This window comes from Nocardiopsis exhalans, from assembly GCF_024134545.1.
GTDB classification, from domain to species: Bacteria; Actinomycetota; Actinomycetes; order Streptosporangiales; family Streptosporangiaceae; genus Nocardiopsis; species Nocardiopsis exhalans.
In genome coordinates this window covers 6,569,095-6,584,887 of the sequence record NZ_CP099837.1, presented here as the reverse complement: position 1 = coordinate 6,584,887, position 15,793 = coordinate 6,569,095, and the positions used below count along the sequence as shown (strand labels likewise).

General features: G+C 69.3%; 13 protein-coding genes. 6 read left to right on the top strand and 7 right to left on the bottom strand.

Annotated features, from left to right (window positions below):
* Positions 1 to 101 precede the first annotated feature (101 nt).
* On the top strand, positions 102 to 2,747 hold the full coding sequence (locus NE857_RS29190; protein ID WP_301184270.1) for a phosphoenolpyruvate carboxylase: 2,646 nt from the start codon (positions 102 to 104) through the stop codon (positions 2,745 to 2,747).
* Positions 2,748 to 2,811: 64 nt separating this feature from the next.
* On the opposite strand, the gene NE857_RS29185 is transcribed toward NE857_RS29190, so the two are convergent.
* On the bottom strand, positions 2,812 to 3,390 hold the full coding sequence (locus NE857_RS29185; protein WP_254418528.1) for a Uma2 family endonuclease: 579 nt from the start codon (positions 3,388 to 3,390) through the stop codon (positions 2,812 to 2,814).
* A 113-nt stretch (positions 3,391 to 3,503) separates the two neighbouring features.
* On the opposite strand from NE857_RS29185, the gene NE857_RS29180 reads away from it, so the two are divergent.
* From NE857_RS29180 to NE857_RS29165, 4 genes are all read left to right on the top strand, one after another.
* Complete coding sequence (locus NE857_RS29180) at positions 3,504 to 4,334, top strand: biotin--[acetyl-CoA-carboxylase] ligase (RefSeq protein ID WP_254418527.1); 831 nt, start codon at positions 3,504 to 3,506, stop codon at positions 4,332 to 4,334.
* Between the two features lie 72 nt (positions 4,335 to 4,406).
* Positions 4,407 to 4,928, top strand: a complete 522-nt coding sequence (locus NE857_RS29175) for a PH domain-containing protein (protein WP_254418526.1) — start codon at positions 4,407 to 4,409, stop codon at positions 4,926 to 4,928.
* 109 nt (positions 4,929 to 5,037) lie between these two features.
* Positions 5,038 to 6,021: an adenylate/guanylate cyclase domain-containing protein gene (locus NE857_RS29170; protein WP_254418525.1), complete on the top strand. Its 984-nt coding sequence runs from the start codon at positions 5,038 to 5,040 to the stop codon at positions 6,019 to 6,021.
* 71 nt (positions 6,022 to 6,092) lie between these two features.
* Positions 6,093 to 6,728: an MBL fold metallo-hydrolase gene (locus NE857_RS29165; protein WP_254418524.1), complete on the top strand. Its 636-nt coding sequence runs from the start codon at positions 6,093 to 6,095 to the stop codon at positions 6,726 to 6,728.
* A 78-nt stretch (positions 6,729 to 6,806) separates the two neighbouring features.
* Here the strand turns inward: NE857_RS29165 and NE857_RS29160 are convergent, their stop codons facing one another.
* The 6 genes from NE857_RS29160 to NE857_RS29135 all read right to left on the bottom strand — a co-directional run bounded on the left by NE857_RS29160 (position 6,807) and on the right by NE857_RS29135 (position 15,012).
* Positions 6,807 to 7,925: a DNA alkylation repair protein gene (locus tag NE857_RS29160; protein ID WP_254418523.1), complete on the bottom strand. Its 1,119-nt coding sequence runs from the start codon at positions 7,923 to 7,925 to the stop codon at positions 6,807 to 6,809.
* A 218-nt stretch (positions 7,926 to 8,143) separates the two neighbouring features.
* Positions 8,144 to 8,935, bottom strand: a complete 792-nt coding sequence (locus tag NE857_RS29155) for a succinate dehydrogenase/fumarate reductase iron-sulfur subunit (protein ID WP_254418522.1) — start codon at positions 8,933 to 8,935, stop codon at positions 8,144 to 8,146.
* A complete protein-coding gene (locus tag NE857_RS29150) occupies positions 8,932 to 10,893 on the bottom strand; it encodes a fumarate reductase/succinate dehydrogenase flavoprotein subunit (protein ID WP_254418521.1) in 1,962 nt (653 codons plus the stop codon). Before NE857_RS29150 ends, NE857_RS29155 begins: the two co-directional genes overlap by 4 nt.
* Positions 10,894 to 10,918: 25 nt before the next feature.
* Entirely contained in the window at positions 10,919 to 11,752 is an 834-nt protein-coding gene (sdhC, locus tag NE857_RS29145) for a succinate dehydrogenase subunit SdhC (protein ID WP_254418520.1), read from the bottom strand.
* A gap of 215 nt (positions 11,753 to 11,967) precedes the next feature.
* Positions 11,968 to 13,791 (bottom strand): glycosyltransferase family protein, encoded by a 1,824-nt coding sequence (locus NE857_RS29140; RefSeq protein WP_254422135.1) that lies wholly within the window; start codon positions 13,789 to 13,791, stop codon positions 11,968 to 11,970.
* 231 nt (positions 13,792 to 14,022) lie between these two features.
* Positions 14,023 to 15,012 carry a LysR family transcriptional regulator gene (locus NE857_RS29135; protein ID WP_254418519.1) on the bottom strand — a complete coding sequence of 330 codons (990 nt, stop codon included), beginning with the start codon at positions 15,010 to 15,012 and terminating at the stop codon, positions 14,023 to 14,025.
* 131 nt (positions 15,013 to 15,143) lie between these two features.
* Here NE857_RS29135 and NE857_RS29130 point away from each other — a divergent pair, with 131 nt between their 5' ends.
* Entirely contained in the window at positions 15,144 to 15,791 is a 648-nt protein-coding gene (locus NE857_RS29130; protein ID WP_301184365.1) for a succinate dehydrogenase cytochrome b subunit, read from the top strand.
* Positions 15,792 to 15,793 lie beyond the last annotated feature (2 nt).

Here is a 15,793-nt window from a genome sequence, read left to right as displayed (position 1 = left end):
ATTGTCCCCGCCGGGCCACAATTGTTAACGCTCGGGCATAACCACGGTAAATCCACCCCCGCACGCACGCCGCCAGGGACGATCTCGGTAAGGTCGGCCCCATGACAGCGGTAAGCGCAGAACGTGACAGTGCCCGGCAGGAAGTCCCCGAACAGCTCAGGAATGACGTCAAGCTGCTCGGTGAGATGCTCGGAACGGTCCTCGCCGAAAGCGGCGGTGAGGATCTGCTCGCCGATGTCGAGAAACTCCGACACGCGGTGATCGGCGCCCGCGACGGCTCCGTCACCACCGAGGAGATCACCGAGCTCGTCGCCGCCTGGCCCCTGGAGCGCGCCAAGCAGGTCGCCCGCGCCTTCACGGTCTACTTCCACCTGGCCAACCTGGCCGAGGAACACCAGCGGATGCGCGCCCTGCGCGAACGCGACGACGCCGCCAACCCGTCCCGCGAGTCCCTGGCCGCCGCCGTGCGCGCCATCCGCGAGACCGACGGCGGCGAGGAGCGCCTGGCCGAACTGGTCGAGGGCATGGAGTTCCACCCGGTGCTCACCGCTCACCCCACCGAGGCCCGCCGCCGTGCCGTCTCCACCTCCATCCTGCGGATCAGCGCCCAGCTGGACGCCTGGCACGCCTCCCACGAGGGCAGCGGCGCCGCCGCTGAGGCGCACCGCCGCCTCCTGGAGGAGATCGACCTGCTCTGGCGCACCTCGCAGCTGCGCTACACCAAGCTCGACCCGCTCGACGAGGTGCGCACCGCCCTGGCCGCCTTCGACGAGACGATCTTCGCGATCATCCCGGAGGTCTACCGGACGCTGGACAGCGCCATCGACCCCGAGGGGACCGGCACCCGCCCGCCCCGAGCCAGGCCCTTCGTGCGCTACGGCACCTGGATCGGCGGCGACCGCGACGGCAACCCCTTCGTCACCCACGAGGTCACCCGCGAGGCCATGACCATCCAGTCCGAGCACATCCTGCGCGGCCTGGAGACCACCTGTGGCAAGCTCGCCCGCACCCTCACCGCCTACTCCAACCTCACCCCGGCCAGCCCCGCGTTGCTGGACACGGTCTCCCAGGCCAAGGCCGGACACCCCACCCTGATGGGCGAGATCACCCAGCGCTCACCCAACGAACCCCACCGCCAGCTGCTGCTCCTGGCCACCGCCCGCCTGCTCGCCACCCGCGAACGCGACGCCGACCTCGCCTACGCCGACTCCGACGAGTTCCTCGCCGACCTGCGCCTGGTCCAGGACTCCCTGGCCGCCGCCGGTGCCAGCCGACAGGCCTACGGCGAACTCCAGCACCTGATCTGGCAGACCGAGACCTTCGGCTTCCACCTGGCCGAACTGGAGGTCCGCCAGCACAGCGAGGTCCACGCCGCCGCGCTCGCCGAAGTCGAGGCGGGCGGCCCCCTCTCGGAGCGCACCGAGGAGGTCCTCAACACCATCCGGACCATCTCCTGGATTCAGGAGCGCTTCGGCGTGGAGGCCTGCCGCCGCTACATCGTCAGCTTCACCCGGTCGGCCCAGGACATCGAGGCCGTCTACAAGCTGGCCACCCACGCCCTGCCACCCAAGCGCGTGCCGGTCCTGGACGTCATCCCGCTCTTCGAGACCGGCGCCGACCTCGAGGCCTCTCCCGGGGTCCTGGCCGGGATGCTCGAACTCCCGCCGGTCCGCCAGCGCCTGGCCGACAACGACCGCCGCGTGGAGGTCATGCTCGGCTACAGCGACTCCGCCAAGGACGTGGGGCCGGTCAGCGCCACCCTGCGGCTGTACGACGCCCAGGCCCGGCTGTCCGCCTGGGCCAGCGAGAACGACGTGGTCCTCACCCTCTTCCACGGCCGGGGCGGCTCCCTGGGCCGTGGCGGTGGCCCGGCCAGCCGGGCCCTGCTCGCCCAGGCACCGGGTTCGGTCGGCGGCCGTTTCAAGGTCACCGAACAGGGCGAGGTCATCTTCGCCCGCTACGGCCAGGCCGCCATCGGCCGCCGCCACATCGAACAGGTCGGCCACGCCGTCCTGATGGCCTCCACCGACACCGTCCAGGAGCGCGAACGCGCCGCCGCCGAGCGCTACCGCCCCTACGCGGACACGATCGCGGCCGCGGCCCAGGGGACCTACCTGTCGCTGATCAACACCGAGGACTTCGCGGTGTGGTTCTCCCGGGTCAGCCCCCTGGAGGAACTCGGCGAACTGCGCCTGGGCTCCAGGCCCGCCCGCCGCGGCGCGGCCAAGGGCCTCGGGGACCTGCGCGCTATCCCGTGGGTGTTCGCCTGGACCCAGACCCGGGTCAACCTCCCCGGCTGGTACGGCCTGGGCACCGGCCTGGCCGCCGTGGACGACCTGTCGGCCCTCCAAGCCGCCTACCGGGAGTGGCCGCTGTTCGCCTCGCTGCTGGACAACGCGGAGATGAGCCTGGCCAAGACCGACCGCACCATCGCCGAGCGCTACCTGGCCCTGGGCGGGCGGCCCGAACTCACCGAGACGGTCCTGGGCGAGTACGACCGCACCCGCGAACTCGTCCTCAAGGTGACCGGCCACGACCGCCTCCTGGAGAACCGCGCGATCCTCTCCCGCGCCGTGGACCTGCGCAACCCGTACGTGGACGCGCTCAGCCACCTCCAGCTCCGCGCCCTGGAAGCCCTGCGCGGCGAGGAGTCGGACTCCCTGTCCGACCAGGACAGTCAGCACCTGGAGCGACTGCTCCTGCTCTCGGTCAACGGAGTGGCCGCGGGGTTGCAGAACACCGGCTGACCCCTGCCTGTTGAACCTCGGGCCCCGCACCTGTCACAGGTGCGGGGCCCGAGGTGTCTCCTTGTTACGCGGGGAACTCACCTGTATCGAGCGTCAGATCGAACGGCTCCGGCAGGTGGAGTGTGTCCCCGAACGGGACTTTGGTCAGGCGCCGGAAGTAGCCGTCCCCGGGATCAGAGAACCAGTAGACCCCGGCATTGGTGAACTCGCCGTCCCAGCGGTCGATCAGCAGGTACACGGGAACCCGCGCGTTGGCGTAGGCGCCGATTTTCCAACCGCGTTCCTGGTGCGCGGTGCTTTCGGTCGCCACCTCCACGGCCAGCAGAGGATCGCCGTCCTCGTTGGTCACCAACAGGTCTGGGCGGTGCACACTGTGAATGTTCGGCAACTGGATGGCTGGTGCGCGCAGGAACTGGAAACCGTGCTCGTGAGTGCCCTGGCCCACGCTCTCCGCGCTGAGCGTTTCCTCGACCAGGCTCAAGGTGCGTCTGTGCTCGTCCTCGAAGGGGGACGAAATGTGGATGACACCTTCGATGATCTCGGCGCGCCAGCCTTCGGGTAGGTCGAGCTCCTCCCAGGCACGCAGTACGACTTCCCAGTGGGACGACTCCGGGGTGAGCTCGCCCGGGTTCTCATCGGTCAACTGATCTACCTTCAGGGCCAGAACCTAGCGGTGGGAAGCATGCGGAAGGTGGGTTTTCCACAAGGCGGATGTTCTCTTACACGAACAGGCTTTGGGGCTGTTGTAATGGGCCTATGACCAGCGAAGCCCACACCGCGCTCCTCCCTCTGAACCAGACCGCGATCGCGGCCTCCGTCATCCGTCCCGGCGGGCTGTGGCGCAGCGTCGACGTGGTGCCCGAGGCCGGGTCCACCAACACCGACCTCATCGCCCGCTCCAAGGAGGGAGCGCCCGAGGGCACCGTGCTGGTCACCGAGCACCAGACCGCGGGCAAGGGCCGCCTGGGGCGCGGGTTCACCACGCCAGCCCGGGTGGCGCTCACCTTCTCCGTGCTGGTGCGGCCCTCCGTGCCCTCCGACCGGTTGGGCTGGGTCTCCCCGATGATGGGGCTGGCCGCCGTCGCCGCCGTACGCGAGGTTGCCGGTGTCAAGGCCGCGCTCAAGTGGCCCAACGACGTCCTCGTGCCGGGGGAGGAACGGGACGGCAAGCTGGCCGGGATCCTCGCCGAGGCCGACTTCTCCGACGCCGACCAACTGGGGATCGTGGTGGGTATGGGGCTGAACGTCGCCCAGACCCGCGAGCAGCTCCCCGTGGAGAACGCGACCTCACTCCGCGCCGAGGGGGCGCCCGGGACCAGCCGGGACGAACTCCTCACCACCGTCCTGGCCGAGTTCGAGGAACGCTACGCCGCCTGGACCGCGTCAGCGGGCGACGCCGAGGCCAGCGGGCTGGCCGCCGAGTACCGGGACGTCTGCGTCACCCTCGGACGGCCCGTCCGGGTCCACCTGCCCGGAGACCGCCTCCTGGAAGGCACCGCGACCGGCGTCGACACCCAGGCAAGGCTCCTGGTCGGGGAGCGGGCGCTCAGCGCGGGGGACGTCGTGCACGTCCGCCCCGGCCGATGAGCGCGAACCACTCGTCCACAGGCGTATTCCAGCCACTCCCGGACCCGGGCGGCGTGTGCCATTATCACCGTTATGGCTATCGCGGACCGTTATCTCTCCGACGACGAGGAACTCGTCTACGTCGCACGGCAGCACTGGACTCTCCTCGCCGGTGAGTTCGTCGCGCTGCTGCTCATCATCGGTGTCGTCGGCACCGCCCTGTTCTTCATGCCCTGGAACGAGGACTGGAGCCTGATCGCCGGAGGAGTCATGGTGGCCGTCGGCGTCGTCGCCGCACTCGCCTTCTGGTTCGTCCCCATGCTCAAGTGGGCGACCACCGTCTACATCCTCACCAACCGGCGGCTGATGATGCGGGACGGCATCATCTCCAAGCAGGGCCGGGACATGCCGCTGACCAGGGTGAACGATGTTTCCTTCAACATCACGCTCTGGGAACGGATCATGCGGTACGGAACGTTGTCCATTCAGTCGGCATCAGAACAGGAGGGCATGGTCCTCCAGAGGGTGCCCAGACCCCAGTGGTTCCAGTCGGAGATCTACCGCCAGGTCAACGCGGCCCAGCGGCCGGACTACCCGACCGGCCCCCAGGGTTGACCCCAGGCCTCCGGCGTAAGCTGGAGGCGCATCCAGCACCGCGCCTTCGGGCCGGTGGCAAAGAGATTGCTCCCCGCTCCGGCGGGGAAGGTCCCGTGAAAGAGAACGTATGCCGTCGCGTCCTGACCCGAAAGCGATCGAGTCCGTCCTACTCGGTGGTGAGGCGGTCTACACCAGGGAACAGGCGGTCGAGCTCGCCGGAGCCGATCCCGAGCTTGCCGGCCGCGTCTGGCGCGCCCTGGGCTTCCCCACCCTGGGTGACGACTCGGTCATCTTCGCCGAGAGCGACGTCGAAGCGTTGCGTATCACCGACTCCCTGCTCAAGGAGGGCATCCTCGACGAGGAGGGCGTGGTCCGCTTCGCCCGCGCCATGGGGCAGACCATGGCCCGCCTGGCCGACTGGCAGACCAGCATCCTGAGCACCCTCATGTTCCAGGACGGCAACGAGGTCGCCAACCCTCTGATGAACCAGGTCAAGGAGCTCCTGCCGGACGTGGAGCGCCTCCTCCTGCACATCTGGCGCCGTCAGCTCGCCGCCTCCACCGCGCGCACCCTCGCCGTGATGTCCAACGGCAACGACATCGTCCCGAACTACTACCCGCTGATCGTGGGCTTCGCCGACCTGGTCTCCTTCACCACGCTCAGCCGCGAGCTCGACGAGGTCGAACTCGCCGGTGTCGTGGAGGGCTTCGAAGCCACCGCCGCCGACATCGTCGCCTCCGGCGGAGGCCGCGTGGTGAAGACCCTCGGCGACGAGGTGCTCTACGTCGCGGACTCGCCCCTCCAGGCGGCGGACATCGCCCTGCGCCTGGCCTCCGGAGTGAAGACCCACGTCGAGGTCCCCGACGTCCGTGTCGGCGTGGCCTACGGCCCGGTGCTCACCCTGCACGGGGACGTCTTCGGCACCACGGTCAACCGCTCCAGCCGCCTCACCTCCTTCGCCCGCCCCGGCACCGTCCTCATCGACGACGCGCTCGCCGAGAGCCTCGCCGAAGAAGAGGGGCTCCAAGTCGTCAAGGTCCGGGCCCGGCACGCGCACGGCCTCGGCCTCATCCAGCCCTACGCCCTGCGCCGCGACTTCGACGCCGGCTAAAAGCGTGTGCGCGCACATCCGTCGGGATAGGCTCAGAAACCCTGTCCCGCCAGACGTCAGGTGGTGAGCCTGTGAGTTCCCTGTCCCCCGTCCAGCGGCTGCGTACCTCGGGAATCTTCAGCATCGAGGGCGCCGAGTCCAACGTCGAGAACAACGTGTGGATCATCGGCAACGACGAGAGCGCCGTGGTGATCGACGCCGCCCACGACCACGAGCGCATCGCCCGGGGCCTGGGCGACCGCGAACTGATGGCGATCGTGTGCACGCACGGCCACAGCGACCACGTCAACGCCGCCGTCGCCCTGGCCGATCTCACCGACTGCCCGATCCTGCTCCACCCCGACGACGCCGAACTCTGGCACCAGGTCCACCCCTACCGCGAACCCGACGCCCCGCTCCTGCACGGCGAGGTCCTGCGCGCCGGAGACACGGAGCTCAACGTCCTGCACACTCCGGGCCACACCCCCGGCGGCGTCTCCTTCTACGCCCCCGACCTCGGCGTGGTCTTCAGCGGTGACACCCTCTTCCCCGACGGCCCGGGCGCCACCGGCCAGCCCGCCTCGGACTTCCCGACGATCATCGCCTCCATCCGCGACCGACTCGCCACCCTGCCCGGCGACACCGTCGTCCACCCCGGCCACGGCGAGTCCACCACCATCGCCGAAGCCGCAGCCCACCTCGACGAGTGGACCAGCCGCGGGTTCTGAGCCCGCACAGCCCTCCCCGACGCGCAGCGGGGCATCCTGTGTCCGTGCCGAGGAGGGCACCAGCCGCGATCGGACCGGTCAAACCCGCAGCTCGAACGCTTCCGCCGCCTTCACCAGGCCGTTCACCTGGATCTCCACGAGGTGTTCCCCCGGGTAGTAGGAGCGTGTGCTGATCGGGCGGACCGGGTGTTTCCTCTCCAGGGTCCGCCGCTCCCCGGCGCGCAGTTCGACCTTCGCCCACTTGAACACCTTCGGGCTCCGGCTGCCGTTGGCGCGCACATGGTGCACCACATAGTCCACGATCACCGTGTGCGGCCGCCCGTCCGTGTTGACCAGGTCCACCCGGACCAACAGGGGACCACCCAGGTCGAGCACCTCCGGGCTGAGGGCCAGCCCCTTCACCTCCACGTGTTCGCCGCCGGTGGCCCCCAGTAGCGCCAGCGCCCGCTGGTCGCCCTGTTTCACCAGGGTGCGCAGCGCGTGCCGGACCGTCCACGCGGTCTCCGGGGTCGGGCTCTCCCGGGTCCAACGCTCGGCCGTGTCCAGGACCAGACCGGGGTGGTCGCGCGAGATGTCGTTGAGATTGTTGGCGACCGAGGTGCGCACGTACTTGGACGGGTCGCTGCGCAAAAGCTCCAGGACCTCCAGCACCGGGGCGGGGTCGGCGACGAACTCCGGGAGCCTGCGGGCCCAGGGCAGCCGGGGGCGGATGCCCTCGCTGGCGAACCGGCGGATGTCGTGGTCGGTGTGGACGGCGCAGGAGCGCATCATCGCCATCGCCGCCTCGTAGTGCGCCGACACGAAGGGGCGGACGGTGAACTCGCACGTGTGGTGCCGGGTGAGTTCGGGCATCGCGGCCAGAGAGGCTTCGGGGTGATCCACTCCGAACTCCTCCACGAACCGGGTCACGGCCATCAGGTAGAACCCGTCCGCGTATCTCTTGTCCTCGTCGGTGAGGGCGGACATGCAGGCGCAGAGCACGTCGAGGGCGTCGGGGTAGTGCTCGGGCAGCCTCGCGCGCAGGCCTTCGGCCATCACCAGGACCCGGTCCTTGAGCTCCAGCGGGCCGACCCGGGCGCCGATCCGCGCGCTGTAGCCGTCCACGTCGAAACCGGGGTGGGCCACACGGATCCGTTCCCCGAGGTAACGTGCGCTCTCCGCATTGAAATGCCGCTTGAAACCGGTGTCCTCGGCCATGTCCCGCTTCCTTCGTGTATGCCCCGGATCGGTGCCTCGCCGGGGCTCGGGGAGGGGCGGCACCGGCGTCGGGACGGTCAAGCTATCCGCCCCCTACGACGAAGTCGAGAAAACGTAGAATCAGGTAGGAAAGGGATGAAGCCAGCTTTGTGGACCTTGGGTGTGAAAGGCGGCGGGTTCGTCGTCCCCGCCGCCCACGGCTCACCCCCCTGGACCTCTCAGTCCCCGTTCTCCGGGCGGCGGATGTTCGGGGCCATCGGGGTGTCCTTCGGGCGCATGCCGATCTTCGAACCCAGCCACACCAGCGGGTCGTACTTGCGGTCCACCACGCGTTCCTTCAGTGGGATGAGCGCGTTGTCGGTGATGCGGATCCCTTCGGGGCAGACTTCCGTACAGCACTTGGTGATGTTGCAGTAGCCCATCCCGAATTCTTCCTGGGCGATCTTCCGCCGGTCCGCGGTGTCCTCCGGGTGCATCTCCAGCTCCGCGACCCGCATGAGGAACCGCGGCCCGGAGAAGTGTTCCTTGTTCTCCTCGTGGTCGCGGATCACGTGGCAGACGTTGTTGCACAGGAAGCACTCGATGCACTTGCGGAACTCCTGCGAGCGCTCCACGTCCACCTGGCGCATCCGGAAGTCACCCGGCTCCGTCTTCGGATCCGGGGTGAACGACGGGATCTCCCGGGCCTTGTCGTAGTTGTACGACACGTCGCACACCAGGTCCCGCACGACCGGGAAGGTGCGCATCGGGGTCACCGTGATGACCTCGTCCTCGTCGAACACGCTCATCCGGGTCATACAGGACAGGCGCGGCCGCCCGTTGATCTCCACCGAGCACGAGCCGCACTTGCCCGCCTTGCAGTTCCACCGGACCGCCATGTCGGGGGTCTGGGTGGCCTGGAGACGGTGCAGCACGTCCAGGACGACCTCGCCCTCGTTCACCTCCACCCGGTACTCGGTGAGTTCTCCGTCGGCCGCGCCGCGCCATACCCGGAACGTCCGTTCACTCATGACGTGCCCTCCTCGGGGCTTGCTTCGGGGAGTTCTTCCTCGTCGGCGCTCCGGCCCTCCGGTAGCTCCGCCTCGGTCAGGTACTTCGCCAGCTCGTCCCGGTCGAACAGGGCGAGCATCTCCTCGGGAATGTCCGCGACCGGGCGCCGCTCCAGCTCGATCCGGCCGTCGACGGCCCGGGCGGACAGGTTCACCTTCCGCCACTCGGCCGACATCTCCGGGAAGTCGTCGCGCGTGTGCCCGCCCCTCGACTCGGTGCGCTCCAACGCCGCCCGGGCCACGGCCTCGGACACCAGGAGCATGTTGGGCAGGGCCAGCGCCAGGTGCCAGCCGGGGTTGTACACCCGGTCCCCGGGGGCACTGAGCACCTCCACCCGCTCGGACAGCTCCTTCAGCCGCTCCAGGGCCTGTTCCACCTCCGGACCCTTGCGAATGATCCCGACCAGGTCGTTCATGGTGTCCTGGAGCTCGGAGTGGATCGTGTACGGGTTCTCCCCGTCACCCTGTTTGAGCGGGGTCAGTGACGAACGCACCGCTTCGGCTGCTGCCCGGTCGACCGTCTCGGATCCCGGCCGAGCGCCGTCGAGCGCGTCCACGTAAGCGGCCGCGCCCAGCCCGGCCCGCCGCCCGAAGACCAGCAGGTCCGACAGCGAGTTGCCGCCCAGCCGGTTGGAACCGTGCATGCCTCCCGCCACCTCACCGGCGGCGAACAGGCCGGGCACGTCCGAGGCGGCGGTGTCGGCGTCCACCCGCACCCCGCCCATCACGTAGTGGCAGGTGGGGCCTACCTCCATGGGCTCGGCGGTGATGTCCACGTCCGCCAGTTCCTTGAACTGGTGGTGCATGGACGGCAGCCGCCGCCGGATCTCCTCGGCGGGCAGCCGCGAGGACACGTCCAGGAACACGCCTCCGTGCGGGGAGCCCCGCCCCTCCTTCACCTCGCTGTTGATCGCTCGGGCCACCTCGTCGCGGGGCAGCAGTTCCGGCGGCCTTCGGTGATGGGCGGGGTCGTCGTACCAGCCGTCCGCCTCGGCCTCGGTCTCCGCGTACTGCGAGCGGAAGACGTCGGGCACGTAGTCGAACATGAACCGTTCGCCCTTGGAGTTGCGCAGTACGCCGCCGTCGCCGCGCACGGATTCGGTGACCAGGATGCCCTTCACCGAGGGCGGCCAGACCATCCCGGTGGGGTGGAACTGGACGAACTCCATGTTGATCAGCGAGGCCCCGGCGCGCAGTGCCAGGGCGTGTCCGTCTCCCGTGTACTCCCAGGAGTTCGAGGTGGTGCGGAAGGCCTTGCCGATGCCGCCGGTGGCGAGGATGACGGTGGGCGCCTCGAACAGCACGAACCCGCCGTCCACCCTGCGGTAGCCGAAGGCCCCGACGATCCTTCCCTCATCTCCGTCCGCCCTGATCAGGCTGGTCACGGCGGTCTCCGCGAAGACCCTCAGCCGGGCGTCCGGGTCGCCGTACTCCGCCGCGTCGGCCTGCTGCAGCGCCACGATCCGCTGTTGCAGCGTGCGGATGAGCTCCAGGCCGGTGCGGTCGCCCACGTGCGCGAGCCGCGGGTACTCGTGTCCGCCGAAGTTGCGCTGGCTGATCCGTCCGTCCGCGGTGCGGTCGAACAGCGCGCCCCAGTACTCCAGTTCCAGGATGCGTTCGGGCGCCTCCTTGGCGTGGAGTTCGGCCATGCGGGGGTCGTTGAGGAACTTGCCGCCGCGCAGGGTGTCGCGGAAGTGCACCTTCCAGGAGTCGGCCTCGTTGGTGTTGCCCAGGGCGGCCGCGGCGCCGCCCTCGGCCATCACCGTGTGCGCCTTGCCGAAGAGCGACTTCGAAATGATCGCGGTGCGTTTTCCCTGCTCGCGTGCGGCGATCGCGGCCCGGAGCCCGGCGCCGCCCGCTCCGATCACCACGACGTCGTAGTCGTACCGGGTGATCCCGTTCTCTGCTGTGGGGGGCATTGGATGTGTCTTCCTTCCCCGATGCTCAGTTGAAGATGCGCAGGTCGGTGATGGTGCCGCTGGCGACCAGGGCGATGTAGGCGTCGGTGGCCATCAGCGACGCGATGCTCAGCCAGCCGAACAGCATGTGCCGGTTGTTCAGCGTGGAGATCCGCCCCCAGAGCCAGTACCGGACCGGACTCCTGCTGAAGCTGCGCAGGCGGCCGCCCATGATGTGCCGGCACGAGTGGCAGCCGAAGGTGTAGGCCCACAGCAGCAGCACGTTGGTGAGCATGATGAGGTTGCCGACCCCGATGCCGAACCCGCCCTCCGTCCCGTGGAAGAAGGGCACGAGCATGTCCCACGTATTGATCAGGACGATGGCCCCGGCGGCGTAGAAGAAGTAGCGGTGGCCGTTCTGCGGGAGCATCAGCGGACGCGTCTCGCCGGTGTAGCTGCTGTGCGGCTCTCGTACCGCGCAGGCCGTGGGTGCCTGCCAGACGGAGCGGTAGTAGGCCTTGCGGTAGTAGTAGCAGGTCACCCGGAACAGCAGCAGGATCGGCAGGCTGATCAGGGCGTAGGGGAGGAACGGGGGGAACTCCCACGGCACGCGCCCGAAGAGCGAGGCGTCCGGGACGCACTGCGCGGCCAGGCAGGGGGAGTAGAAGGGCGTCAGGTAGTGGTGTTCCTGGACCCAGTAATGGTCCTGCTGGAACACCCGGACCGCCCCGTAGATCAGAAAGGTGGCCAGGCCCAACGTCGTCAGGGTCGGGCCCAGCCACCATCGGTCGGTGCGCAGCGTGCGCTGCCTCAGCCGCGCCCGGCCACCGCCGGGGCCGCCACCGGGGCGATCGTCGTGTGCAGGGGTCGTAGAGGTCACCGTGGTCTCCACCTCCTGTGGAGAGCGGCGGGCCGGGGAGACGGGGCGCGGACCCGTGCCTCCGGTGGCCGTGACCGCTCCCGGGTGCTGGATTGCTGCGGGAAGCAGTAGCGAACCGGTCTGTTACGCAACGCTAAGCCGCTGTGATCACGGTCACGTTCCGGCTCCCGAGTAACCTCGGGGAAATTAGTGTGATCTACGCCACTCTCTATGGTTCAGGGGACCAACAGAGCCCCTGCTTCCCCTGCTGTCCCATTGATCCCGTTAGCCCCTGACGCCACGGACGTCCCCGGCACCTCCAGGAACTCCGCCGGAACCCGTACCCCCAGCCTCGCCAACCTCCGCAGGTGCGTCTGGTGACTGAAGCGCTCACGCAGCGCCTCATGCCCGCGCCGCACCTGCCGGGAGTACCGGTCCTCGTCGCCCATCAGCGCCTCGACCGCCTCCCGGACCCCCGCCGGATCGGTGTAGAGCGCCGCGTCCCCGAACACCGGCCGGAACGACTCCGGCAGCAGGGTCGGCAGGCCCACGGCCATCGCCTCCAGCGGGGACCGGCCGAACGGCTCCAGGTGCCCCTCCCCGGTGAAGTAGACGTACGCGTCCAGGCCGTGCAGGAACTCCCGCACGTCCACTGTGTCGAAGTCGTGCACGGTCCAGTGGTCCGGCAGGACGCCCAGCGTGTGTTCGGGAACCTTCGCCCCGCCCAGCACGTGGGTCTCCCAGCCCGGCAGCGCCGGATACACGGCGGCCAGCACCGACGCCTTGTCCGGCCACTTGTCCCGGTGGTCCCGTGAGTGCCGACCGAGCAGCACCCGACCGTCAGCCGCGCGCCGGGACGGGCGGCGCCAGGCGTCCAGGTCGATGATGTTGGTCCAGTCCTCCTCGGCCAGTGGGATCCCGGCCATCTCCGCGGCGTGGTGCCGGACCATCGCCTCACGCACCCGTGGACTGATCGGGTGCCAGGTGTGCTCTCCGAGCAGGCTCGTGAACCCTTCCACACAGCGGCCCACGTTCCACGCCTCGTTGCCCTCGATCTCCACTCCGTAGCGGCGGTCCGGTGTCTGGTTGAGGACCACGATCCGCTTCGCCGCCTCCACCGACGGCAGGACGTCCATCGGGCGCTCGCCCAGCCTGGGCACCCGGACGATCATGAGGTCGCAGGTGACCCGTTCGTCCGGGGCGATGAACCGGACCCGGTCGTTGTCCACGGCCGCCATGACCTTGGGGTTGACCCCCTGCCGCACCCCCCACTCGGCGACCGGGTGGTGCACCAGCCCGGTGCTCAGCCCGGCCCGCCGCTGCGCGGTGATCTCCTGGAGGTTGCTGCCTGTGCTCCCTCCGGGCAGTCCGAAGTCCGACAGCAGCACCACGTCGAAGTGCCGGGCCGTGCGCGGGGCCCGGATACGCGCGGTCAGCAGCGAGGGAACCCCCGACGCTCCGCGCGCCGCACGCGGGGCGGCCAGGTCGGCCAGGTGGGCGTGGTCCCGGGCGCTGTCAGGTGTGCCCGTGGCGCGGTGCCAGTTGGACAGGGTCTTGTGCGCCTCGGCCCGGACTCCGGGACTGGCCTCGGCATCCGCGCCCAGGTCGCGCAACCGCTCCAGCCCCAGAGAGCTGTATCCGGTCCAGAGCAGGTCCTGCGCGTTGTGCAGCCGTTTCTCCGCCTGTGTCCGGGCGGTGTCCTTCCGCTCCCGGGACCGCTTCCGGTCCAGTCGGGCCAGGCCCTCCACGGTCCGGTCCGCGCAGGCGTCGGCGGCCTCCTGGATGGTCTGCCGGACCCGCACGTCGCGCTCACGGGCGATACTCGCCTCGTCGTGGCGGTCACGGGTCATCTCGTCGAGCCGGGTGTGCACCTGCCCCAGCTCCTCGGACAGGCGGTGGCGTTGCCTCTCCACCAGGGTCGCCACGCCCAGGGCCAGGACGGCCAGTCCGGCGAAGGCCAGGGTCAGGGCCAGCCTGGGCGGGCTGAGGGCGACGGCGACGGTGGCCGCGGCGACGGCGACCAGTACGACCTGCTGACGGGAAAACGACCTGAGTCTCATCACGCGACCACGTTCCGCATAGGGGATGGGTGCCTCCCGCACGGGACCGGTGGGGGAGGGCCGGTGGCGGCGGTTGGGTTCAAGGGTCACCCAGGCGGGGGTCGCGGCGAAGCAACCGCGGTACGGGGGAGGGTCGATGACAGAGCCGTGCGAAGTAGGGGAAGTCGGACCAGTCCGGCAGACCGGAACTCCGCAGGCCCTCAGGCCCTCGGCCCGGGGCAGCCCGTCGGATCAGTCCCGTCCCCCTGGTCCCCCACGGAGGTCGTGCCCGGGATCGCCCGCGTCCGCGGCGGAGATGAGCACCTCCAGATCCGGCCCCAGGTCCTCCGGCGACATCGTCAGCAGGTATTCGTTCAGGTGGCGGCGGAAGGCTTCCGCCGAATGCGACGGTTCCACGTCCTTGCGCCGGGCCAGCGCCACCGTACGCAGCAGCCGCGGCCGGGCCAGCGGGGTGCCGCGCAGGCCGGGGCGGTTGCGCAGCACCATGCTCGGCACCACCGCCAACCCCAGGCCAGCCTCCACGAACCGCAGCACCGCGTCCATCTCGCCGCCCTCCACGGCCAGGTCCGGCTCGAACCCCGCGGCGCGGCAGGCGCGCAGGGTGGCCTCGCGGACGTCGTAGCCCCGCCGGAACATCACCAGCGGACGGTTCTCCAGCTCGGTGATGCGGATGGACGCCCGACCGTTCGGGGAGGGGCGCGAGGTCGGGCTCGCCACCACCAGGTTCTCCCTCAGGATCGGGGTGGTCGAGAAGTCCGGATCGCTGCTGTGCAGCGGCAGGATGATCAGCGCCAGGTCCAGCTCACCCCGGCCCAGGTCCCGGATGAGGTCACGCGAACCGCTCTCCTCCACGTGGAGTTCGATCCCGGGGAAGCGGGTGTGGAAGTTCGCGAGCACGTCGGCCAGCAGCCCCGCGCACAGCGACGGCGTCGCCCCCAGCCGGACCCGGCCGCGGCGGATCCCGGCGAGCTCCGCGACCTCGCGGCGGGCCGTCTCCAGGTCGGTCAGGATGCGCTGTGCCAGCGGAAGTAAGGCCTCGCCCGCCGGCGTGAGTGTGATGTTTCCCCGAGCACGACTGAATAACGGCGCGCCCAACTCACGTTCAAGGCTGCGGATCTGTTTGCTCAAACTCGGCTGGGCGACGCGAGAAAGCTCGGCTGCACGGGTGAAATGGCGTGTGCGGGCCACAGCGACGAAGTAGGCGAGCTGCTGGAACTGCATGCTTCATAGCCTAAGGCTATGGACACCAGGGTCCTGATGACTTGGACGTCGGACTTAACCCCAATTTAAAGTTGCAGGCTGTGGCGAACAGTACCTTGACCAAGAAGCGGTCTACGGCCTACGGGTCCACGGTGGCGCTCAAGTCAGCAATGGCTGCCTCCGGTGCGATCCTCGTGCTGTATTTGATCGCGCACATGTACGGCAACCTGAAAGTCTTCTCGGGCCAGGCTGCCTTCGATGACTATGCCCACTCACTCCGTGAGATCGGGTATCCGATCCTGCCCGAGAGCGGATTCCTCTGGATCTTCCGGATGGCGCTCCTCGCGAGCATCCTGATCCACATCTACTCGGCAGCGGTGCTCACGATCCGCGCGCGCAAGGCCCGCGAGCAGCGTTACGTGGTGAAGAAGCGGGTGCAGCGCACCTACGCCTCCTACACCATGCGTTGGGGCGGTGTGCTGATCGCGCTCTTCGTGGTCTTCCACATCCTGCACCTGACCACGAACAACATCGCTCCGGGCGGCAAGTCCGACAGCCCCTACGAGCGGCTCTACAACGGGTTCCAGCCCGAGTTCTGGTACGTGACCCTGTTCTACGTCCTGGCCGTCATCGCGGTGGGCTTCCACCTGCGGCACGGCATCTGGAGCGGCATGGCCACCCTGGGCGTCAACAAGGCCAGTCGCCAGGGCAAGATCAACGCCGTCGCTGTGGCGCTCGCGGTGATCGTGACCGTCGGTTTCCTGCTGCCGCCCCTGGCAGTCACCTTTGGACTGGTGTGAGT

Excerpts from the sequence above, each read along its gene's own strand:
- NE857_RS29150 (WP_254418521.1), bottom strand. The coding sequence starts at position 10,893 with ATGCCCCCCACAGCAGAGAACGGGATCACCCGGTACGACTACGACGTC.
- NE857_RS29190 (WP_301184270.1), top strand. The coding sequence starts at position 102 with ATGACAGCGGTAAGCGCAGAACGTGACAGTGCCCGGCAGGAAGTCCCC.
- NE857_RS29160 (WP_254418523.1), bottom strand. The coding sequence starts at position 7,925 with ATGGCCGAGGACACCGGTTTCAAGCGGCATTTCAATGCGGAGAGCGCA.
- NE857_RS29135 (WP_254418519.1), bottom strand. The coding sequence starts at position 15,012 with ATGCAGTTCCAGCAGCTCGCCTACTTCGTCGCTGTGGCCCGCACACGC.
- NE857_RS29170 (WP_254418525.1), top strand. The coding sequence starts at position 5,038 with ATGCCGTCGCGTCCTGACCCGAAAGCGATCGAGTCCGTCCTACTCGGT.
- NE857_RS29155 (WP_254418522.1), bottom strand. The coding sequence starts at position 8,935 with ATGAGTGAACGGACGTTCCGGGTATGGCGCGGCGCGGCCGACGGAGAA.
- NE857_RS29175 (WP_254418526.1), top strand. The coding sequence starts at position 4,407 with ATGGCTATCGCGGACCGTTATCTCTCCGACGACGAGGAACTCGTCTAC.
- NE857_RS29140 (WP_254422135.1), bottom strand. The coding sequence starts at position 13,791 with ATGAGACTCAGGTCGTTTTCCCGTCAGCAGGTCGTACTGGTCGCCGTC.
- NE857_RS29180 (WP_254418527.1), top strand. The coding sequence starts at position 3,504 with ATGACCAGCGAAGCCCACACCGCGCTCCTCCCTCTGAACCAGACCGCG.